21 protein-coding genes and 3 tRNA genes are annotated in these 21,758 nt (G+C 34.7%); 12 read left to right on the top strand and 12 right to left on the bottom strand.

Annotated features, from left to right (window positions below; all coding sequences use genetic code 11):
* Positions 1-160: 160 nt before the first annotated feature.
* The 5 genes from MYRA21_RS01325 to MYRA21_RS01345 all read right to left on the bottom strand — a co-directional run bounded on the left by MYRA21_RS01325 (position 161) and on the right by MYRA21_RS01345 (position 1,216).
* A complete protein-coding gene (locus MYRA21_RS01325; protein WP_225581751.1) occupies positions 161-364 on the bottom strand; it encodes a type II toxin-antitoxin system HicA family toxin in 204 nt (67 codons plus the stop codon).
* Positions 365-412: 48 nt separating this feature from the next.
* Complete coding sequence (locus MYRA21_RS01330; RefSeq protein WP_006258743.1) at positions 413-799, bottom strand: hypothetical protein; 387 nt, start codon at positions 797-799, stop codon at positions 413-415.
* Positions 800-945: 146 nt separating this feature from the next.
* Positions 946-1,019, bottom strand: a tRNA-Arg gene (locus tag MYRA21_RS01335).
* Between the two features lie 31 nt (positions 1,020-1,050).
* Positions 1,051-1,125: transfer RNA gene (locus MYRA21_RS01340), tRNA-Pro, on the bottom strand.
* A 7-nt stretch (positions 1,126-1,132) separates the two neighbouring features.
* Positions 1,133-1,216: transfer RNA gene (locus tag MYRA21_RS01345), tRNA-Ser, on the bottom strand.
* A gap of 280 nt (positions 1,217-1,496) precedes the next feature.
* Here MYRA21_RS01345 and MYRA21_RS01350 point away from each other — a divergent pair.
* From MYRA21_RS01350 to MYRA21_RS01360, 3 genes are all read left to right on the top strand, one after another.
* Positions 1,497-2,675: an acetyl-CoA C-acyltransferase gene (locus MYRA21_RS01350; RefSeq protein ID WP_006258744.1), complete on the top strand. Its 1,179-nt coding sequence runs from the start codon at positions 1,497-1,499 to the stop codon at positions 2,673-2,675.
* Positions 2,676-2,754: 79 nt separating this feature from the next.
* The gene (locus MYRA21_RS01355) at positions 2,755-3,516 is read left to right on the top strand and encodes a C40 family peptidase (RefSeq protein ID WP_006258745.1); all 762 of its coding nucleotides are present in this window, start codon (positions 2,755-2,757) and stop codon (positions 3,514-3,516) included.
* 183 nt (positions 3,517-3,699) lie between these two features.
* Positions 3,700-5,049 (top strand): DEAD/DEAH box helicase, encoded by a 1,350-nt coding sequence (locus MYRA21_RS01360; protein WP_006258746.1) that lies wholly within the window; start codon positions 3,700-3,702, stop codon positions 5,047-5,049.
* A 91-nt stretch (positions 5,050-5,140) separates the two neighbouring features.
* Here the strand turns inward: MYRA21_RS01360 and MYRA21_RS01365 are convergent, their stop codons facing one another.
* The 6 genes from MYRA21_RS01365 to MYRA21_RS01390 form a co-directional block, all read right to left on the bottom strand.
* The gene (locus MYRA21_RS01365; RefSeq protein WP_006258747.1) at positions 5,141-6,481 is read right to left on the bottom strand and encodes an MFS transporter; all 1,341 of its coding nucleotides are present in this window, start codon (positions 6,479-6,481) and stop codon (positions 5,141-5,143) included.
* Between the two features lie 80 nt (positions 6,482-6,561).
* Positions 6,562-7,248 (bottom strand): (d)CMP kinase, encoded by a 687-nt coding sequence (cmk, locus tag MYRA21_RS01370; RefSeq protein ID WP_006258748.1) that lies wholly within the window; start codon positions 7,246-7,248, stop codon positions 6,562-6,564.
* 320 nt (positions 7,249-7,568) lie between these two features.
* On the bottom strand, positions 7,569-10,037 hold the full coding sequence (gene lon, locus MYRA21_RS01375) for an endopeptidase La (RefSeq protein ID WP_006258750.1): 2,469 nt from the start codon (positions 10,035-10,037) through the stop codon (positions 7,569-7,571).
* A gap of 201 nt (positions 10,038-10,238) precedes the next feature.
* The gene (locus MYRA21_RS01380; protein ID WP_006258751.1) at positions 10,239-11,210 is read right to left on the bottom strand and encodes a hypothetical protein; all 972 of its coding nucleotides are present in this window, start codon (positions 11,208-11,210) and stop codon (positions 10,239-10,241) included.
* Between the two features lie 87 nt (positions 11,211-11,297).
* On the bottom strand, positions 11,298-12,596 hold the full coding sequence (locus MYRA21_RS01385; RefSeq protein ID WP_006258752.1) for an MFS transporter: 1,299 nt from the start codon (positions 12,594-12,596) through the stop codon (positions 11,298-11,300).
* A gap of 51 nt (positions 12,597-12,647) precedes the next feature.
* Positions 12,648-13,463 carry a M48 family metallopeptidase gene (locus MYRA21_RS01390; protein ID WP_006258753.1) on the bottom strand — a complete coding sequence of 272 codons (816 nt, stop codon included), beginning with the start codon at positions 13,461-13,463 and terminating at the stop codon, positions 12,648-12,650.
* A gap of 115 nt (positions 13,464-13,578) precedes the next feature.
* On the opposite strand from MYRA21_RS01390, the gene MYRA21_RS01395 reads away from it, so the two are divergent.
* Both MYRA21_RS01395 and msrB read left to right on the top strand, forming a co-directional pair.
* A complete protein-coding gene (locus MYRA21_RS01395; RefSeq protein ID WP_006258754.1) occupies positions 13,579-14,445 on the top strand; it encodes an alpha/beta hydrolase in 867 nt (288 codons plus the stop codon).
* 4 nt (positions 14,446-14,449) lie between these two features.
* The gene (gene msrB, locus MYRA21_RS01400) at positions 14,450-14,926 is read left to right on the top strand and encodes a peptide-methionine (R)-S-oxide reductase MsrB (protein ID WP_006258755.1); all 477 of its coding nucleotides are present in this window, start codon (positions 14,450-14,452) and stop codon (positions 14,924-14,926) included.
* 357 nt (positions 14,927-15,283) lie between these two features.
* Here msrB and MYRA21_RS01405 read toward each other — a convergent pair whose 3' ends face one another.
* Positions 15,284-16,015, bottom strand: a complete 732-nt coding sequence (locus MYRA21_RS01405; protein WP_006258756.1) for a biotin--[acetyl-CoA-carboxylase] ligase — start codon at positions 16,013-16,015, stop codon at positions 15,284-15,286.
* A 99-nt stretch (positions 16,016-16,114) separates the two neighbouring features.
* Between MYRA21_RS01405 and rsfS the strand changes: the two genes are divergently transcribed.
* The 7 genes from rsfS (at position 16,115) to MYRA21_RS01440 (ending at position 21,716) form a co-directional block, all read left to right on the top strand.
* Entirely contained in the window at positions 16,115-16,486 is a 372-nt protein-coding gene (gene rsfS / locus MYRA21_RS01410) for a ribosome silencing factor (RefSeq protein WP_006258757.1), read from the top strand.
* Positions 16,487-16,504: 18 nt separating this feature from the next.
* On the top strand, positions 16,505-18,469 hold the full coding sequence (gene ftsH / locus MYRA21_RS01415) for an ATP-dependent zinc metalloprotease FtsH (RefSeq protein WP_006258758.1): 1,965 nt from the start codon (positions 16,505-16,507) through the stop codon (positions 18,467-18,469).
* A gap of 114 nt (positions 18,470-18,583) precedes the next feature.
* Positions 18,584-19,195 carry an LUD domain-containing protein gene (locus MYRA21_RS01420; RefSeq protein WP_006258759.1) on the top strand — a complete coding sequence of 204 codons (612 nt, stop codon included), beginning with the start codon at positions 18,584-18,586 and terminating at the stop codon, positions 19,193-19,195.
* Between the two features lies 1 nt (position 19,196).
* Positions 19,197-19,997 carry a phosphatidate cytidylyltransferase gene (locus MYRA21_RS01425; protein ID WP_006258760.1) on the top strand — a complete coding sequence of 267 codons (801 nt, stop codon included), beginning with the start codon at positions 19,197-19,199 and terminating at the stop codon, positions 19,995-19,997.
* A 2-nt stretch (positions 19,998-19,999) separates the two neighbouring features.
* The gene (locus tag MYRA21_RS01430; RefSeq protein ID WP_006258761.1) at positions 20,000-20,653 is read left to right on the top strand and encodes a phosphatidylserine decarboxylase family protein; all 654 of its coding nucleotides are present in this window, start codon (positions 20,000-20,002) and stop codon (positions 20,651-20,653) included.
* Positions 20,654-20,656: 3 nt separating this feature from the next.
* Positions 20,657-20,929 (top strand): acyl-CoA-binding protein, encoded by a 273-nt coding sequence (locus MYRA21_RS01435; RefSeq protein WP_006258762.1) that lies wholly within the window; start codon positions 20,657-20,659, stop codon positions 20,927-20,929.
* The gene (locus tag MYRA21_RS01440; protein WP_006258764.1) at positions 20,916-21,716 is read left to right on the top strand and encodes a superoxide dismutase; all 801 of its coding nucleotides are present in this window, start codon (positions 20,916-20,918) and stop codon (positions 21,714-21,716) included. Before MYRA21_RS01435 ends, MYRA21_RS01440 begins: the two co-directional genes overlap by 14 nt.
* Positions 21,717-21,758 lie beyond the last annotated feature (42 nt).

The following is a 21,758-nucleotide window of genomic DNA, read 5'->3' on the forward strand; positions in this document are numbered from 1 at the left end:
GTGACAAAATATTGACACCACTTCTAGATTTAACTATTCTCCCTCCTAACAAGACACATTACTGTAAAAAAGAAAAGAACTAAAAACTACTGTTATGAAGAATAAAATAAGCATTCCATTTGAACGCAAAAAGACAAATAATCTCTTATATATTCTATACTTAATAATAAGCTTTTAAATACTCATGAAACTGCTTTTTATCAAAACCTAAATGCCGAAGAATCTGCTTAACAATAAACTCAGGCACAGGATCTATATGTGATTGTATAATAATCGGTCTAGTCAAGTCTTTTCTTACATATTTTTTATGCCCACCTATTCCTCCGACATCCTTACATCCATTATGTTCTATAAACCAACACATTGTTTTGAGAGGAATGTTACTGAGCTTATAGGTATTCATACGTAGTTATTAAATAGGGATTACTACTTCTTTACTTGAGGTTTGTAAAGATTGATTATTCAATAAATCCGCTAAATAATCATTTTTTATTATCAACTGACTCAATAGAGGAGCTGATATTTTTTTTGGCTTTTTCTCACTCCCTTTTATAAGTTTCCAACCTAAATCAGATAAAGTCTTATACAAAGTATTTTTATTAGTTGTATAGTCTAGAAACATCTCTAGCGAATTCTCGAAAGAATTTAGGGCTTCTTCATAAGTATTACCATATCCACTTATATCTAATTGAGGAGTATACACTATGAATGTATTATCTTCTTTAAAAGACAACACAGAAATACTAGCAACTACACTTCCTGCTTTATTTGTAAACCTTAAAGACACTTGTTTACCCATAATTAGATATTATTCAATTATTTAGTTTATATAAAGATATAACATTTAAGCTTTTATAGAATAAAATAAATGTTATTATTCTGTTTAAAGAAATCAACTAAAACAATTTAAAAACAAAAAAGCCTCAACTTACGTTGAGGCTTCTGTGATCCAATCAGGATTCGAACCTGAGACCTACTGCTTAGAAGGCAGTTGCTCTATCCAGCTGAGCTATTGGACCTAACCAAAAAACATTAGATGTTTTTCTTTCGTCGGGGTGGCAGGATTCGAACCTGCGACCTCCTGCTCCCAAAGCAGGCGCGATGACCGGGCTACGCTACACCCCGAAAGAAGCGGAGAGACAGGGACTCGAACCCTGGCATCGGTTACCCGATGACAGATTAGCAATCTGCTCCGTTACCACTCCGGCACCTCTCCGTTGCTAAGAGAATTACTTCTCTAATGCGGATGCAAACTTAGCACTACTTTTGGTTCTATGCAAGCTTTTGAAAGAAAAAAACAACAAAAAATTACCACATAAAAACAAACCTATTCATAGTCAAGGAAGTAAACACAAATAAAAAAAACATTATTTTTTTATTTCTTAGATAATTATCCAAAATCAAGATATTTTATGTATTTTCCCACATCTTTATTGAGCCTTACAGAAGGTCTAAAGTTTTAAAACAAAAATCAAACTTAATTAATTCTATAAATTATGAGTAAAAAAGTAGTTATTGTTTCTGCTGCTAGAACACCAATAGGAAGTTTCTTAGGAAGTTTATCAACTGTACCAGCTACAGTATTAGGTGCTACTGCTATTAAAGGGGCGCTAGATAAGATCAACCTTGATACTAATCTAGTAGATGAAGTATTGATGGGGAATGTAGTTCAAGCAGGAGAAGGACAAGCACCTGCACGTCAAGCGGCTTTAAAAGCAGGTTTGTCTAAAGAGGTAGCTTGTACTACAATAAATAAAGTTTGTGCATCAGGTATGAAAGCGATTATGCAAGGGACACAAGCTATTATGGCAGGTGATGCAGAAATAGTTGTAGCGGGTGGAATGGAGAATATGAGTATGATTCCTCATTATGTTCACATGCGTAATGGTAACAAATTTGGTCCTGCAACTATCATTGATGGTTTACAAAATGACGGTCTAGTAGATGCTTATGACAATAATGCTATGGGAGTATCTGCTGACTTATGCGCTAGTACACATAATATCTCAAGAGAAGAACAAGATAACTTCGCTATTAAATCTTATGAGCGTTCTGCAAAAGCATGGGATGCTGGTAAGTTTAACAACGAGGTAGTTCCTGTATCTGTACCTCAACGAAGAGGAGATGCTATCGTAGTTTCTAAGGATGAGGAATACACAAATGTAAAATTAGATAAGATTACTTCTTTACGCCCTGCTTTTACAAAAGAAGGAACGGTGACTGCTGCTAATGCTTCTACTATCAATGATGGAGCTGCTGCTGTAGTAATCATGAGTGAAGAAAAAGCTTTAAGCTTAGGATTAAAACCTCTAGCTTATATCAAAGGATATGCGGATGCTGCTCAAGAGCCTGAGTGGTTTACTACTGCTCCTGCTAAAGCATTGCCTAAAGCGCTTAAAAAAGCGAATGTAGCTATCGAAGATGTGGACTTCTTCGAATTTAACGAAGCGTTCTCTGTAGTTGGTATTGCAAATACTAAATTACTTAATATCGATCCAGAAAAGGTAAACGTAAACGGTGGAGCTGTTTCTTTAGGTCACCCTCTAGGATGTTCTGGTGCTCGTATCATCGTAACATTATTAAGTGTATTAGAACAAAACAATGCAAAAATAGGAGCTGCTGCTATCTGTAATGGTGGTGGTGGTGCATCAGCATTAGTTATCGAAAGAGCTTAATTTTTAATAATATATTCAAGATGAGTTTGATTAGTTCAAACTCATCTTTTATTTTTGTACTTTAATTCAAACCTATATTATGTTTGCATATTGCAACCTTGCCATTGTACCCTTAAGACTTGAACCAAGCGACAGAAGCGAAATGGTCTCTCAAGTCCTTTTCGGTGAACACTTTACTATTTTAGAAAGAACAGAGAAGTGGTCGAAAATAGAATTAGCTTTCGACAAGTACCAAGGTTGGATAGATAATAAACAATATCAAGAAATCTCTGAAGAAGATTATAAATACCTTCAAAACACATCTGTTATTCACTCTGCGGAGTTAGTAGACTTTATTTCTTCTAACAACAATCACTTAATGGCAGTACCTCTTGGTAGTTGTCTTACAGGATTAAAAAAGAACAGCATCAATACAGATAACTTCACTTATGAAGGACTGACTATCACTGGTCAATTTACAAAACAAACTTTTCTAAAGACTGCGTTTATGTACTTAAATACTCCTTACTTATGGGGAGGGAAAACGCCTTTCGGAATAGACTGTTCTGGTTTTACACAAATGGTTTACAGAATCAATGGATATAGAATTCCTCGTGATGCCTCACAACAAGCAGCTATAGGAGAAGCCTTAAGCTTCATCGAAGAAAGCGAAATAGGTGACTTAGCTTTCTTTGACAATGCTGAGGGTAATATCATCCATGTAGGGATAATCATGGAGAACAACTATATCATACATGCTCATGGAAAAGTCCGTATAGACAGACTAGATCACTTAGGAATTTATAATATCGATTCTGGTAGACATACTCATAAACTAAGAGTAATCAAGAAAATCATTTAAGTCTATAGTAAGTTTAGGTCTCCACTTTTCTAATGGGAGCACAATTCATTACAAGGACTTATGTAATTGTTTTTTTATTAGCTATTTTATCCTATTTAGCTCAAAAACTATTCGTTAAGACAATAGAAACTATTTGATATTGCAAAAAAAATAAACGTATCTTTGCTGCAAATATCGACATATATGAATACTTTCGAGCAATTTAATCTACCGAAAGCCCTTGAAAAAGCTCTTAATGAGCTTAATATTATTTCACCAACTCCTATACAAGCTAAATCATTTCCAGTTATTCTTTCTGGAAGAGATATGATGGGTATTGCCCAAACAGGTACAGGAAAGACATTTGCCTACCTTCTACCTATCTTAAAACAATGGAAGTTTAGCCATGCTGAATCTCCTAGAGTAGTGATACTAGTACCTACACGTGAACTTGTAGTACAAGTAGTAGATGAAGTAGAAAAGCTTACAGCCTATATGTCTGTAAGAACATTAGGGGTATATGGTGGTACCAATATCAATACACAACGAAAAGCTGTCTATGAAGGTGTAGATATCCTAGTAGGTACACCTGGACGTATGATGGACTTAGCTCTAGATGGAGTATTGCGTTTTGATAATTTACAGAAGTTAGTCATTGATGAATTTGATGAAATACTAAACTTAGGGTTTAGAACACAGCTTACATCTATTCTTACAATGATGAAAGGAAAACGTCAAAATATCTTATTCTCTGCTACTATGACAGAAGAAGTAGACGAAGTACTTGACGAATATTTTGACTTCCCTGAAGAAGTATCTCTTGCTCCTTCTGGAACTCCGTTAGAGAATATAGATCAACAGATATATAATGTACCTAACTTCAACACGAAGTTAAATCTATTAATGCACTTACTTAGCAATAAAGAAGAGTTTAATAGAGTACTTATCTTTATCAACAGTAAACGTCTTGCAGATGTTGTAATGGAAAAGCTAGACGCAGCCTTTCCTGAAGAGTTCACTGTAATTCACTCTAACAAATCTCAGAACTTCCGTATGAGATCTATGGCTGAGTTCCAAGCGAATGAATTAAGAGGTCTTCTAACTACAGATATAATGGCTCGTGGACTTGATATCTCTGATATTAGCCACGTAATCAACTTACAGTTCACTGACTCTCCAGAACAGTATATTCACCGAATAGGACGTACAGGACGTGCTGATAAAAAAGGTACGGCTATCTCTATCGTAGACCCTAAAGAGGAAGAAGTAAAATTAGCTGCAGAGATTCTAATGGAGAAAGAACTTAGAGCAATGACAATCCCAGAAGAAGTAGTCATCTCTGAGTCACTTATGGAGTTTGAAAAATCTAAGTTAAAGTCTAAACAACTTGCTAAGGTTAAAAAGCCAATAGAAAAAGGAGCTGCTTTCCACGAGAAAAAAGACAAAAACCAAAAGGTAAATCTTGGAGGTCCTGGTAAACGTAACCCACGTAAAACTAAACCTCGTAACAGAGCAGTAGAAGCCAAAAGAGCTGCTAAACGCAAGAACAAATAAGATAATCGAACCATAAAAAAGCGTGCTAAATCAAGATTTAGCACGCTTTTTTTATATCTAAAAATATTCTCTTAAAAGAAAGAATACATATTTACTCTTTTATGTTTTCTTCTACAGCCTGTGGATTGTGTTTATACTTAAATATAATAGCAAACAATATAGTTACTACTAAAGCATATCCTGCGAATATAAGCCATGAATGTCTCCAACCTTCTAACTGTAAAGTAACATCTTCTTGGCTATATACAAAGTGATTCACAATGTACTGAGCGATAAGCATACCTATTGTTGCTCCAAAACCGTTAGTCATCATCATAAATACTCCTTGTGCAGAAGAACGAATATCTTCACTTGTCTCATTATCTACATATAGAGAACCTGATACATTAAAGAAGTCAAATGCAATTCCATAAACAATCATAGACAATATAAACATCCATACTCCATTTCCTGGATCACCTATACCAAAGAATCCAAAACGAAGAACCCAAGCAAACATTGACATCAACATTACTACTTTAATACCAAATTTTCTAAGAACAAATGGAATTAACAAGATACACAAGGTTTCTGAAACTTGTGATAACGAGATTAACGCATTAGCATTATGTGCTCCCCAAGAGTCAGCGTATTCTGGTACTTTAGAGAAACTCGTAATAAAAGGATTCGCATACCCATTCGTAATCTGTAATGACACTCCTAGCAACATTGAGAAGATAAAGAATACTGCCATCTTCTTCTCTTTAAACAAACTGAATGCCTTTAGTCCAAAAGCATCTGCTAAACTCTGCTTCTCATTAGATTTATTAATAGGGCAATTAGGCAATACGAAACTGTATAAGAAAAGAACTATTCCTAAAACACCTGATACAAAGAATTGATAATAATTAGATTGAAAACTCTCAAAAGCGATATCTCCACCAAAGTTAAACCCTAAAGAACCATCACTGTGGAACCCAAAAAAGTTAACAAACAACATCGCACAGATAAATCCTACTGTACCAAAAGTACGTATAGGCGGAAAGGCCTTAATCGTATCGAGGTGATTCTGTTTTAATATTGCATAAGAAGTTGAATTAGATAAAGCGATTGTAGGCATAAAGAAAGCTACACTACAAGTGTAAAGTGTAAAGATCGTTGTAAAGTCTACATCCCCTCCTGCTATAAAACCGTAATAACCTGTAGCAATCATAAAAATAGCTGCGGCTAAGTGATTCAATCCTAACAACCTCTGAACTGGTATCCATCTATCAGCTACTATTCCCATGATAGCAGGCATAAAAATAGATACTATACCTTGCATGGCATAAAAAAGACCAATCTTAGGCCCTAGCCCAACTGATCCTAAATAGTTCCCCATAGATGTTAAATAAGCCCCCCAAACAGCAAATTCGAGGTAACTCATCAACGTCAATTTTGCTTTTACATTCATTACGTGTGATATTATTTCTGTGTTATTAGTTTAAGAGTTTATGCCCTTAAACCTCGTTTTATAAGTGTGTTTATAATAATTTATTTAATTCTTTTTTGCGCTAAATCCAGAATTAAATTAAACTGTTCTTCTATAGTTAAATTAGAATTATCTACCTCTACAGCATCATCTGCCTTTACTAGTGGTGAATCTGCTCTGCTTGTATCTATTTTATCCCTTTCTACTACATTGTGAAACACTGCATCATAACTCACATTAGGGTCTTTATCTTTCAATTCATCAAAGCGTCTTTGAGCACGTATTTCTGGAGAGGCAGTCATAAATATCTTTAACTCTGCATCAGGAAACACAACTGTTCCTATATCTCTTCCATCCATTACTACCCCCTTAGACTTACCTAAATTTTGTTGTTGTTCTACCAACTTTCTTCTTACCTCAGGTACTTCTGCTATCTGACTTACAAACTGTGATACCTCTAAACTGCGTATCACACCTTCTACATTCTCTTGGTTTAAGAACACTTCTGCAAATCCTTTCTCTGGATTGTACTCAAAGTGTAGTTCTACTGATGGTAATGACTCTATTAACCCTTCTCTATTGAAGTAATTTTCTTTTATCAAACCTTTTCTCATTGCAGACAAAGTAACCGCTCTATACATAGCTCCTGTGTCTATATATACATAGCTAAGAGACTTCGCTAATGATTTCGCTAATGTACTTTTCCCGGTAGAGGAAAAACCATCAATCGCTATAGTAATCTTTTTCAAATTGAAAAATTTAAAATTAGTTTAAAACTCATTGATTTGTCAAATATAGTAGTATTTATAAGCTTTCGTATCTTTTTAAAAACACTTTATAAATAGCTATTTCTAATCAAAACACCTTTTTAAAACACTCATTGTAAAACAAATACTAAAAAAGCACCTTAAAAATACGACTATTTTCTACAATAATGGCTAGCAAAAGTAAGTTAATCTGTAAAAATTCCCATCATTTTAAGGTCACAAAATACAGCCAAGAACCTCTTATAACTAAAAAAGCCTCACTTTTATAAAAGTGAGGCTTTCTCTATCCTATCTAATAAGTTTTACTTTTTAGCTACTTCTAGCTTCTTAGCATTCTTTACCTTCTGATTTGTAATTGCGATCTCTAAGACTTCTTCCATTTTATCTACATAATGGAAAGTCAATCCTTTAAGATACTCTTCTTTAATATCATCGATGTCTTTTCTATTATCTTTACACAAGATGATCTCTTTCACATTAGCACGCTTAGCTGCAAGAATCTTCTCTTTAATACCTCCTACAGGAAGCACCTTTCCTCTTAAAGTTATCTCACCTGTCATCGCTAAGTTCTTTTTCACCTTGCGTTGAGTAAATGACGATACCATAGAGGTTAACATCGTAATACCTGCACTAGGTCCGTCCTTAGGCGTTGCCCCTTCTGGTACGTGGATATGTATCTTATAATTATCAAATACTTCTTGAGCTATATCTAACTCTTCTGCATGAGCCTTAATATACTCTAATGCGATAGTAGCAGACTCTTTCATCACTGTACCTAAGTTACCCGTGATAGATAGTTCTCCTTTACCTTTAGAGATAATTGATTCTATATATAGAATATCTCCTCCTACACTAGTCCACGCTAATCCTGTTACTACACCAGCCACATCATTATTCTCATACTTATCATTTTCAAAACGTGGTGTACCTAAGATCTTTTTGATATCCTCTTCTGTCATCTTCACATTATACTCCTCTTCCATCACGATATTCTTAGCCACACCTCTAGCGATGTGTGCTAGTTGTTTATCTAAGCCACGTACTCCAGACTCTCTTGTATAATTCGTGATGATAAACTCCATCTGTTTTTTACCAATCACTACATCTTTAGAAGTTACTCCATGTGCCTTTAATTGTTTTTCTAACAGGTGCTGTTTTCCTATCTCTACTTTTTCTTCTATCGTATACCCTGTCATCTCGATAATCTCCATACGGTCTCTTAATGCAGGTTGTATAGTGCTTAGACTATTAGATGTCGCGATGAACATCACCTTAGACAAGTCATACCCCATCTCTAAGAAGTTGTCATAGAACTCGTGATTTTGTTCTGGATCTAATACTTCTAACAGTGCAGAAGAAGGATCACCATTATGACTAGAAGACAGCTTATCTATCTCATCTAATAAAAACACAGGATTAGATGTCTTTGCTTTCTTTAGACTCTGAATAATACGTCCAGGCATAGCCCCGATATATGTCTTTCTATGCCCTCTGATCTCTGCCTCATCGCGTAACCCTCCTAGAGAAATACGTACATACTCACGACCTAATGCATCTGCTATAGATCTACCGATAGAGGTCTTACCTACCCCTGGAGGTCCATATAGACATAGAATAGGAGACTTAAGATCGTTTCTTAACTTCAGAACAGCCATGTGCTCTAAGACACGCTTCTTCACCTCTTCTATTCCATAATGATCTTTATCTAACTGCTTCTGAGCATTCTTTAAATTAAAGACATCCTTAGAATAGTGATTCCAAGGCAACTCTAAAAACAACTCTAAATAGTTTCGTTGAATACCAAACTCAGCTACTTGAGGGTTCATTCTTTGGAACTTCATTAACTCCTTATCGAAGCGCTCCTGTACTTCCTTAGACCACTTTTTATTAGCAGCTTTCTTACGCATTTCTTCAAACTCCTCTTCATTTGAGAAACCACCCAATTCTTCTTGGATTGTTTTCATTTGTTGGTGTAAGAAATACTCTTTTTGCTGCTGGTCTAAATCAACTCTAACTTTCGTTTGAATATCATTGCGCAACTGAAGTTTTTGTAACTCTAAAGTCATCATCTTTAGAGCTTCTAATCCTCTAGCATTTAGATCATCTATATTAAGTAATCGTTGCTTATCAGCAATATCCATACTCATATTAGAAGACACGAAGTTAATTAAGAAAGATTCACTAGAAATATTCTCAATAGCAAATGCTGCATCTGATGGTATATTAGGATTCTCTTTGATAATTTCTAAAGCAGTCTCCTTAATAGAATCTACAATAGCTGAGAACTCTTTATTCTTCTTGCTAGGGCGCTTCTCTTCACGAGCCACCACATTAGCCTTCATATAAGGTTCTTCTTGTGTTAGTTCTGTAATCTCAAAACGTTTTTTACCCTGTAAGATAACTGTGATATTTCCGTCAGGCAACTTTAATAACTTGATAATACGAGCCACTGTCCCTGTATGGTATATCTCATTGATACCAGGATCATCAGTACCCTCATCTATCTGCGCTACTACACCTATCGTTTTATCTCCTTTATTTGCTCTATTTAATAATTCAATAGACTTATCTCTACCTGCTGTAATAGGAATCACTACACCTGGGAATAATACCATGTTTCGCAATGGTAATATCGGAAGTGAAGTAGGTAACTCTTCTTTATTCATTTCTTCTTCATCTTCACTCGAAAAAATTGGAATAAACTCTGAATCACCATCTCCTAAATCTTGTAACGACAAGTTGTCAAATGTTATTATTTTTTGATTTGCCATATGTATTTTTACGTCATTTTGTCAGTTAACAGTTTTTTTTCGACATAGCCTAACTACAACCACACCCATAACCTACTGATTACCAACAAAAACATTAATTTTTAATTGTTCTACCTATATAATATTTCAATCTTTATGCCACAAAAAAATCCTTACTCTTATGGCAAGGATTTTTTCTCTTTTATGTTAAAATACAAAATATTATTTACTCGGCGAAGAAATAATTATAACAGAAAAATCTCCATAAGTGATTTTTACTCTTTTATCTTGGTCTTCTTCTTCCACTCCTACTAAAGTAGCTTCAAATCTACCTTTTAATAAAAACTTATTAGGATCATCTTTATCTTTCTCTGCATAATCAAAACGCAAGAAACCTTCACTCTCTGCCATATCTTTAGACGTGTACTTAACTCCATAAGGAGAAGTATACTCTACGTTAAACCATCCTAATTTCTTAAAATCTTTAGGATCATTCGATACAACGATATCATTATTATAAGGAAAATCTAATACTATCTTCTGTGTCTTCTCTACACCATCTATACTAGATACGTATGCTCTTCCTGCTTTTACTTCTACAGACTCCTCAGGATTAGTAAAAGGTTCATTATCTGCAAACGCTTCTAAGTACGTAGCCTCTTTTCTAACAAAAGGGATATCTACAAAGTTTCCACTAATAGGAAATGACTTTAAGTTAGGGTCATCTTGTATACTTGGCATCATGCGCTTAATATCAAAATCACCAGACAATACTCTTGCCTTTCTATTAATATTACCTATAGACATAATCCCTGTCACAATATTAGGACGCAATGTGTCCTTCGTAGTATACAGAAGCTTATTCTCCCAAGAATAGTAATTACTCTCATTCACATTAGTAGGAAAGTTACCTGACTGAAACTTTAAAGTTCTAAGGATCAGTTCGTCATTTTCATAATTCTCACTTCCTGTTAACTTCACTTTTATTTCTAAACGTCCGTTTTTATCTAACTCAGCTACTATTCCTTCTCTCATTAAGATAGTCTCTCCCTGATTATGAATAGTCATAATCGGCTTACCTACTCCCTGCTCACCTTCTATGATAGAGTCATAAGATTCATTATCACACGAAGCTACGGTCATAGCTGTGATAGAAAATAAACTAATCGCTAATATTCTAAATGTCTTTTTCATATTATATCTTACTATTCGTAAAGTAATCAATTTTTAAAAATATTTCAATAACAAAAATACAATCTTATTTCTTTTTTAATACTAATTCTATCTTTTATTAGGTATTCTTAATAGTAGAACGAAACCTACAGCAAAAAATAAGATTAAAAACAATATAGCATTCTGCATCTTACCTGTTATATCACTGACTAGCCCATACATAGACATCCCTAGTACAATACCTAACTTCTCTGTCACATCATAAAAACTAAAGAATGAAGTAGTATCTGTGGTCTCTGGTAGTAGTTTAGAATAAGTAGATCGAGACAACGATTGTATTCCTCCCATTACTAATCCCACAAAACTAGCTGCCACATAGAACTCATTAGGTGTGATTATAGTATATGCATATAGACATATTATAATCCATAACGCATTTAATACACATAACGTATAAATATTGCCAATTTTTTTTGACAATAGAGAAGTCAGATAAGCTCCTAGTACAGCTACTAACTGTATCATCAGTATACTTAATATTAAGCCTGTCGTACGCTGAGTATCGTTTTCCCATGCGATTTCTTTTTCTCCAAAATAGGCTGCTATAATCATCACAGTCTGCACAGCCATACTGTAAACAAAAAAAGCAACTAAATACCTCTTTAGCGCAACATACTCTTTTAGCTCTCCCCAAACTCTTTTTAACTCTCTAAATCCTTTAAAAAATAACGATTTAGTAATTTTCTTCTCATTTTTAAAATCTGGTAAATACCTAAAAGTATAAAGGCTAAACCCTATCCACCATAACCCTACTAATATAAAGGAGAAACGCATCGCTGTCATCGCTGTTGTAAAACCAAAGAAGTCATACTTCATGACTAACAATAAGTTTAATAATAACAGTATCACACTCCCGATATATCCTAGTGCATATCCTTTTGCACTTATTCTATCTTGTTGTTCAGTAAATGCTATATCAGGAAGATATGAATTATAAAAAACCAAACTTCCCCAAAAACCAATTAACCCAAACATATAGATCAATAAGCTCAATAGCATATAGTCTAGACTAAAAAAATAAAGAAGCATACACGATATAGACCCTATACCACAGAACAACTTCATAAAGAACTTTTTAGTCCCTAGATAATCTGCTATTCCTGATAATATAGGCGATAGTATACATACTATTAAGAATCCTATCGCAGTGATATAACTAATAATTGACTCACTCTTAATAGAGGTTCCCCAAAAGTCAAAACTATCAATGTTCAACTCTCTAAATAAAGATCCATAATACAACGGAAAGATAGATGACGAAATAACTAAAGCATATACAGAATTAGCCCAATCATAAAACGCCCATGCATTTAAAAGTTTTTTATCCCCTTTTACAAAACTTTTCATAGTCTAGTCTATTTAAAAAAATAAGCTACCTTTGGGTAGCTTACTCTATTTTTATCTTCCGAAAGATACACCAAATTTTGCTGCTTCAGCTTTCGCTTCAGGAATTAATTTCTTCAAATTAGCAATACGCTCTTGATTACTAGGGTGTGTGCTCATCCATGAGCTCCCACCTCCACTTCCATCTCTGGCAGCCATTCTACTCCAAAAACTAACTGCTTCTTCTGGATTATACCCAGCGATAGCCATTAGTGTCAGGCCTATCTTATCAGCCTCAGTCTCATGTGATCTACTGAAGGGCAACATTCCTGCCACATTACTACCATACCCATATAGTCCTGCGCTTAACTGTTTAGTCGTAGCGCTAGACTTAGCAGTAGCTGCATCTATTGCCACAGCTCCTGCCTGCTGTAACATACCTGCACTCATGCGCTGTTGTCCGTGATTAGCTAATGCGTGAGCGACTTCATGCCCCATCACTACAGCTATTCCTGCATCTGTCTGACAATATGGCAAAATACCTGTGTAGAACACAATCTTACCTCCAGGCATACACCACGCATTCACTTCCTTATCATCTACTAAGTTATACTCCCACTTATAGTCATTAAGATAACTCCCATACCCATTAGCCGTCAACCAAACCTCTGCTGCTTTCTTAATTTTTACACCTACGTCAGCTACACGTTGTGCATCTTTTGTCCCTTTTATCACCTTATGTTCCTTTAAGAAAGTATCATATTGTGAAAAAGACATTGGAAACAACTCAGCATTAGAAGTAAATGCCATCGTTTTTTTTCCTGTAAAAGGATTTGTTGCACAAGCAGTTAACAACAAAAAAGTTCCGATAGAGAATACGATTTTTTTCATTATTTTTTATTTTCAAAATTAATAGGAATTCGCATAATTCAAAAACTTTTACTTTTATAATAATTCTTTTAGATTCTTTTATTTTGTAATTTTACCTCCTTAGAACATTATTATAATGCAAAGTCAAAAACCAAAACAATCGCTTGAAATACCAAAAAGCATAATAGTAATAGGAAAAACATTACAATTATTTTCAAATAACCTAGCGACTAGATTTGCTCAGAACTTATTCATCACTCCTCTTAAATTTAAACCACCAAAAAGAGAGAAGGAGATGTTTGATAAAAGTGTTGTCACTAAAATAACCGTGCCAGCTCTGCGCAAAGACATCGTAGTATACCAATATGGAACCAATAAAGCTGCTGATAAAAAAGCACTTCTTATACACGGATGGAACGGTAGAGGTACACAGCTAGTGACTATTGCTAATATGCTCATGAGGTCTGGATATGACGTCGTTAGCTTCGATGCACCTGGTCATGGCAAGTCTCCTAAGACGAAGACGAATATGACAGAATTTATTGCTTCTGCATTCGAAGTAGAGAAACAGTTCGGTCCATTCGAACTCGTTATCGGTCACTCACTAGGAGGAATGACTACCATGAATGCGCTTAGAGATGGTCTAAAAGCTAAAAAAGCTGTCATACTAGGAAGTGGAGACGTGGTAAAGGATGTAATAGATGACTTCGTCAAACAAATAGAACTAAAACCTATTATCTCTAAAAAGATTCAAGAACGATTCGAAACTCAGTTTAACCAAACTATGGAGAGCTACACTGTACACTTAGCAGCAGAAGAAATAGACATTCCGCTTCTAATTATGCATGATGAAGATGATGTAGACGTTAATGTAAGAGCAGCTTATGCGATTAAAAAACACAGCAAGAATGCAGAGATTATGATCACATCAGGTCTTGGACACCGCAAGATCTTAGGAGATAAAAAAATAATAGAACGCATCAAAGCTTTCATAGAACAATAGATAAATGAAAATAGTTGTATTCGGTTGTATCATTCTAAGTATATTAGCCTGTAAAGATGTAAACTATCAAAAGATACCAAAGATGAAAAAAGATAAAACAACAACAGAACAAGAATGGCAACAAGCCCTTACCCCTGCTGAGTACTATGTACTACGAGAAAAAGGGACTGAACGTCCATTCACTGGAGAATACAACGACTTTAACGAAAAAGGGACATATCACTGTGCAGGATGTGGACAACTATTGTTCAGCTCTGATACTAAATTTGATGCACACTGTGGCTGGCCATCATTTGACAAAGCGATAGAAGGTTCTGTGACTTACATAGAAGACCTATCTCATGGAATGAAGAGAATCGAAGTGACCTGTTCTAACTGTAATGGACATCTAGGACATATCTTCCCAGATGGACCTACTGAGACTACAGGTATGAGATACTGTATGAACTCCATCTCATTAAAATTCAAAAAACAAGAATAACTATAGATAAAGAGAATAATGATTTAATTATTCTCTTTTTTTGTTTGTATACTTCCTATTTCACTTCACTCATATTTCTATCTAGCAGCGAATGAGTCCGTAGTGAGTCCGTTATGAGTCCGTAGTGAGTCCGTTAAAACATCTAATATAACGGAGTCAACACAGACAAACCATACTATGATTAAGTACGCATCACTTACAAGTATAAAACAAGATATAAAGGAAAGAGAAAGAAGACACACTAAACACAACACTACAGCATAACTATATCATACTACTTTATCACAATAAGTGATAAGATACTAAATCTACTGGCAGTACAGCCCTTAAGAAGGGCTCTTCCTTCCTGAGCAGTTATCAGTATAATAACTTCACTTGTTTAATATCAAATAGCGCTACACTATCATCTTCTTTTTTCACACTGAGTAGTCCATTCTTAGTCACCCCTAGTATAATTCCCATAAAACGAATACCACTAGGCAGTTCAAAAACACTAGGAACATTAATACGGTATAGACTTCGATGATATTCTTCCCATATAAATGTGCTACCAGAAGCTAGATACTTCTGACAGTATACTGTCAGCGACTCTAGTATGCTATGCATAAGTTCATCCTTATTTACTTTATCACCACATAATTTGAATAATGACGTGGCTTGTGGTAAATGATCGAAGTTTTCTTGGTTAGCATTTATACCTATACCTACTATTGACAAGGTTTCTCCGGAAGCTTTGATAATATTTTCGATCAAAATGCCACCTATTTTCTTATTATATGACAATATGTCGTTTGGCCACTTTATACTAAATGGCAGATTGTATAACTTTTTAAGACTAGAATATACACTTAAAGCAACTAGAATATTTAGATCAAAAACGTGCTCAGGGGTCTCTAACAATTCTTTCACTAACACACTAAACGTTAAGCTACTACCTACTTCCCCCTTCCATACACTTCCTCTCTGACCTTTGCCCTGAAACTGGTTTTCAGTAACGACAACAGTAAAGTTTTCTAGATTCGAATGCGTTAATATTTCCTTCAAATAAGTATTCGTTGACCCTATGGCATCGAGTTTGATAATATTCATGTAAAATAATTATAGACTAATCTGATCGATTTCATTATATTTGAATCCAAAATTAGCAAACATTACATTTAAACTAGAATAAAATAAGACAAAAAATAAATGGCAGACAAAAATATTAATAACGACGAATTGATTGCAAACATTGTAAAAGGGATAGAATCAGTTAAAGGTGAGAACATTACAATAATCGATTTAAGAGAAATAGACAACACTCCTTGCGATTACTTTATCATAGCTGATGGTAACTCTAACACTCAAGTTAATGCCATTTCAGGTTCTGTACAAAAATTAGTCTCTAAAGAATTACGTGATAAACCTTGGCACGTAGAAGGTGAAGATAATGCAGAATGGATTTTAATGGACTACGTAAACGTTGTTGTACACGTGTTTCAAAAACACATCCGTGAATTCTACAACATTGAAAGCTTATGGGGAGACGCTAAAATCACGACTATTGACAGCCAGTATTAACCACTAAACCAAAATTTCATGTCGGAAAATATGAAACCTAACCAAAATAAATCAAGATTTAATCCATGGGTATTATATGGTAGTATCTTGGTAATTATATTGGTGATAAATTTCCTTACTAATGGAAGCAGCTTTGGAAACTCAAGACAACTGGGACTTTCTAAGCTATATGAATATGTAGATAAAGGATATGTTGAAAGAATTGACTTTAGCCGTTCTGTTGCTAAAGTATATTTAACACCAGAAGCTCAAAAGAGCAAAGAATTTGAAGATTTAAACAAAAATAATATTCTTGGAAGAGAAAACGCAGGACCTCAATTCTTAACTGATATTGGAGATTCTAAATTGTTTCAAGAAAAACTAGACAAAGCTACTACTGAAGGAAAGATTAAAGAATATAAATCTGAACCAGAAAGCAACTGGGGAGATATCTTAATCAGCTTCTTACCTATCATCATCATCATCGGATTCTGGTTATTCATGATGAGAAGAATGACTGGTGGCGGAGGAGCTGGTGGTGGAGGTCAAATCTTCTCTATCGGTAAATCTAAAGCAAAGTTATTCGACGAGAAAAACGACATTAAAGTTAGCTTTAAAGATGTAGCTGGATTAGAGGGTGCGAAAGAAGAAATCGTTGAAATCGTTGAATTCTTAAAGAACCCTGAAAAATATACTTCTATCGGAGGTAAGATACCTAAAGGAGCACTATTAGTAGGGCCTCCAGGTACAGGTAAGACTTTATTAGCTAAGGCTGTTGCTGGTGAGGCTCAAGTTCCTTTCTTCTCTCTATCGGGATCTGATTTCGTAGAGATGTTTGTAGGAGTAGGTGCTTCTCGTGTAAGAGACTTATTTAAACAAGCGAAAGAGAAATCTCCTGCAATTATCTTTATTGATGAGATTGATGCTGTAGGACGTGCTCGTGGTAAGAGTAACTTCTCTGGTTCTAACGACGAAAGAGAAAACACTTTAAACCAATTACTAACAGAGATGGATGGTTTTGGTTCTAATACTAACGTGATTGTATTAGCCGCTACTAACCGTGCTGAGATATTAGATAAAGCATTACTAAGAGCTGGACGTTTTGACAGACAGATCTATGTAGACTTACCAGACGTTAAAGAACGTGAGGCTATCTTTAAGGTACACTTACGCAACATTAAGAAAGTAGATAACCTAGATATCGACTTCTTATCTAAGCAAACACCTGGTTTCTCTGGTGCTGATATCGCTAACGTATGTAACGAGGCTGCATTAACAGCTGCTCGTAAAGATAAAAAAGAGGTGGATATGCAAGACTTCTTAGACGCTGTAGATAGAATCATCGGTGGTCTAGAGAAGAAAAATAAAATCATCTCTCCTGAAGAGAAATATGCTATCGCTATACATGAGGCAGGTCACGCTACAGTAAGCTGGATGTGTGAGCACGCTTCTCCACTAGTGAAAGTAACTATCGTTCCTAGAGGACAGAGTTTAGGAGCTGCATGGTACTTACCTACAGAAAGACAAATCGTGAGAACAGAACAAATGTTAGACGAGATGTGTGCTACTATGGGTGGACGTGCTGCTGAGAAGATAATCTTCGATAAGATATCTACTGGTGCATTAAGCGATCTAGAGAAAGTAACTAAACAAGCTAAGGCTATGGTTACTATTTACGGTCTAAACGAAAAACTAGGTAATATTACTTATTATGATTCGTCTGGACAAAGTGAATACAGTTTCGCTAAACCGTACTCAGAAGAAACTGCTCGTGTAATAGACCAAGAGATATCTTCTCTGATAGAAGGTCAATACGCAAGAGCTATTTCTATCTTGTCAGAGAACAAAGAAAAACTAGTACAACTAGCAGATTTACTTTGTGAAAAAGAAGTAATTTTCAAACAAGATTTAGAGAACATCTTCGGTCCTAGACCCTTTGATAAAGAAGGAGCAGTAGAACTTAATCTAACTACTGAAACAAAAACTGAAGATAACATAGAATAATAGAGGTTCAAGCTCTATAAACATTAAAAATCTTAACCTAAAGGCAACTTTAAGTTAAGATTTTTTTTATCTTTGAATACTTAATCAATTTATTTCATCGGAGTTTATTTTAATATGAGTTTTTTCAAGAAGTTATTAAAAGTATTTCAACCTTCTGACCCAGTAGAGGAAAGCCCTGCTGTGCATAAAAGTCAATACTTACCTGAAGAAAAACTTCCTGTGGATGAACTTTTTACTTTAAACTTTAAAGAGAATGGCGGCAAGTTTCTATACTGTGAAACGCTAGATGAACTAAATGAATCTTTTATCAATATTCTCGTAGAGAATGATTGGTTTGAAACTGAAGCACAAACGTATGAAAGTCCTCTGTACTCAATGTTACAAGAGAACAATATAAAATATGGCGAAGTAAAGAACCCAACTTTCTTTTTCTCTGGGTGCGAAAACTTAATAGCCGAAGACGGTTCTATTCTATTTTGTGATAAACAAATCAAGAATAACAAAGCACACGATTTACCTGATAATATTGTAGTCCTAGCTAAGACTAGTCAAATGACAAGAACAAAAAGTGATGGCTTAAGAGAAATCAAGAGAAAATATGGTAGTGCACTACCTAGTAACATTACAACATTTAATTGCTTTAAACAATCTACCAATGAAAGCGATTTTTTAAGTTATGGTAGAACTCCCAAGAATTTGTATTTATTACTTTTAGAAGATCTATAATATGTCAGAAACAGTTACTCGAGCAATATCAGGCGTTGTATACATTGCGCTTTTGATTGGAGCAACGTTGTACTCACCTACTAGCTTTGAAATTCTTTTCGGAGCATTTATGTTCATTGCATCATACGAATTTGCAAAACTAATCAAGCTACCAAAATCATTAGCCATGATTATCTCTCTTATGGCTTCTGCATGTCTTGCGTGGTATAGAGATATATTACCTATTAACGCGATAGCTATATTCGCAGCAGTAGTACTTCTTGCATTATTAGCAGAACTATTCACTACAAAAAAACCTAATCGATCATTTCCTATCAAAATGATTATATTCTTAGGTTATGTAATATCATCATTTGTGACACTTCAGTACTTACCGTTTGTTAATGATGGTAATCAGCCTGTATATGTTCCTCAAATCATTATTGGTATTTTAATAATGATCTGGACTAATGATACTTTTGCTTATATCACAGGAAAGAAATTTGGTAAAAATAAATTATTCGAAAGAATATCACCTAAGAAAACAATAGAAGGTTTTTTAGGGGGAATGTTGTTTACAATTATTGCAGGAACAATCTTAAGTCAATATTTCGACTTTTTTAATATTGTAATTTGGATAAGTAGTGCTATTTTTGTCAGCATTTTTGGAACGATCGGGGATTTAGTAGAATCTCATTTCAAAAGAGAGGCTGGTGTAAAAGACAGCGGTGCTATCATGCCAGGGCATGGTGGGATCTTAGATCGACTAGACAGTGTTATATTTGTAGCACCATTTTTGTATTTAATATATCAAATTTTATAACTATGTTTCACAAAGAAGGAACTAAAATCATTTTCTTTTCATTAGTAATAGCTGCTGTATTAGTAGTTTTAGCTGATGTACTATGTGCTAGTATTCCATGGCTAAGAGTAGTCCTGCAATCAATAGTATTAATCTTTTTAATTCTAATATTACAATTCTTTAGAAACCCTGACAGAACTGTTACGGCTGATGATAATAAAATCTTAGCTCCCGTAGACGGTAAAGTTGTTGTTATAGAAGAAGTTTACGAACCAGAATACTTTAAAGAAAAAAGATTAATGGTATCTGTGTTCATGTCCCCTATCAATGTACACGTAACACGTTATGCTTTAAGCGGACTTATCAAATACAGCCAATACCACGCTGGTAAATACTTAGTAGCTTGGCATCCAAAAGCTAGTGAAGAGAACGAGCGTACTACTGTAGTAGTAGAAAATCCTGTTTTCGGAGAAGTAATGTACAGACAAATCGCTGGAGCATTAGCTAAACGTATTGTTAACTATGCTAAACCAGGTATGCAAGTAGTACAAGGTACTGATGCTGGATTTATTAAATTCGGTTCAAGAGTAGACTTATATTTACCATTAGGCACAAAAGTTGATGTGGTATTAAATCAAAAAGCAATTGGTAATAAAACTGTTATTGCGCACAAATAAATAATGAGCAATTTAGATTTAGATTTTACAGAAGCATACGAGCGAATTTCAAGAGAGGCTAAGAACCTTCCTCCTGATGTAATGTTGCGCATCTATGCTTTTTACAAACAAGCTACAAATGGATTAAGCCACCAAGATTTCGAAGATATGTCTAGTGATCTTAAACGTGCTTTTAAATTTAATGCTTGGACACAAGTAAGTCATTTAACAATAGAAGAAGCTAAATTAGAATACATTAAGTTAGCGAAAGAAATATTAGATAATGAAAAAGCTTAAGGTAACATTAATCACTGTAATCACTCTGAACTTTGTTCTACTTACTTCTTGTAATAACAAGGAAGAACTAACAGAAGTACAGATACCAGAAAGGGAATCTTTTATCACTAAAAATTCTAACTTTCCGGATCCTAATACTATCAAAACTAAACAAGGACCATTCGAAATGCAAGGTATTGGTCATGGTTTTGGTGATTATGTTGATATATTAAAACCTGAAAGCGTTTATATACATTACGACAAATACCATCTAAGCTATACTAATAAATTAAACACCTCTGTACATGGTACTCCATTTGAAAGAGATAGTATATCTGGCTTAGTGGCTAAAATTGATAATAATTACCCTAAACTAAAGAATTTCTCAGGAGCATATTACAATCATAATATCTACTGGCGTTCTATTTCTCCATTAGAAGAAAAAACTCCTAATGAGAGCCTTAAAAATGCTATAACAGAATCCTTTGGTTCTATGGCAGAGTTTAAGAAAGAGTTTATAACGCAAGGAAATGCTCTAATTGGGTCTGGCTGGCTATGGTTAGTACAGGTTAACGGAACATTACAAGTCATTACAACTGTAAACAACGACTCTCCTACAATGCCTGAAGTAGCTAAAGGAAGTCCTCTTCTGGGAATAGACTTATGGGAACATGCCTATTACCCTACTTACGAAGAAGACATTACAGCCTATTTAGAAATGTGTTTTAAACATTTGAATTGGGATTATGCTAACAAACTTTATAGACCTAAAGTTATTACTACAACTCCTATTACACAAGTTCAATAATAAGATATCATCTATACAAAAAAACGCCTACTTTATAAAGTA

Origin of the sequence: Myroides sp. A21 (assembly GCF_000807225.1) — a bacterium.
Classification (GTDB): Bacteria; Bacteroidota; Bacteroidia; order Flavobacteriales; family Flavobacteriaceae; genus Flavobacterium; species Flavobacterium odoratimimum.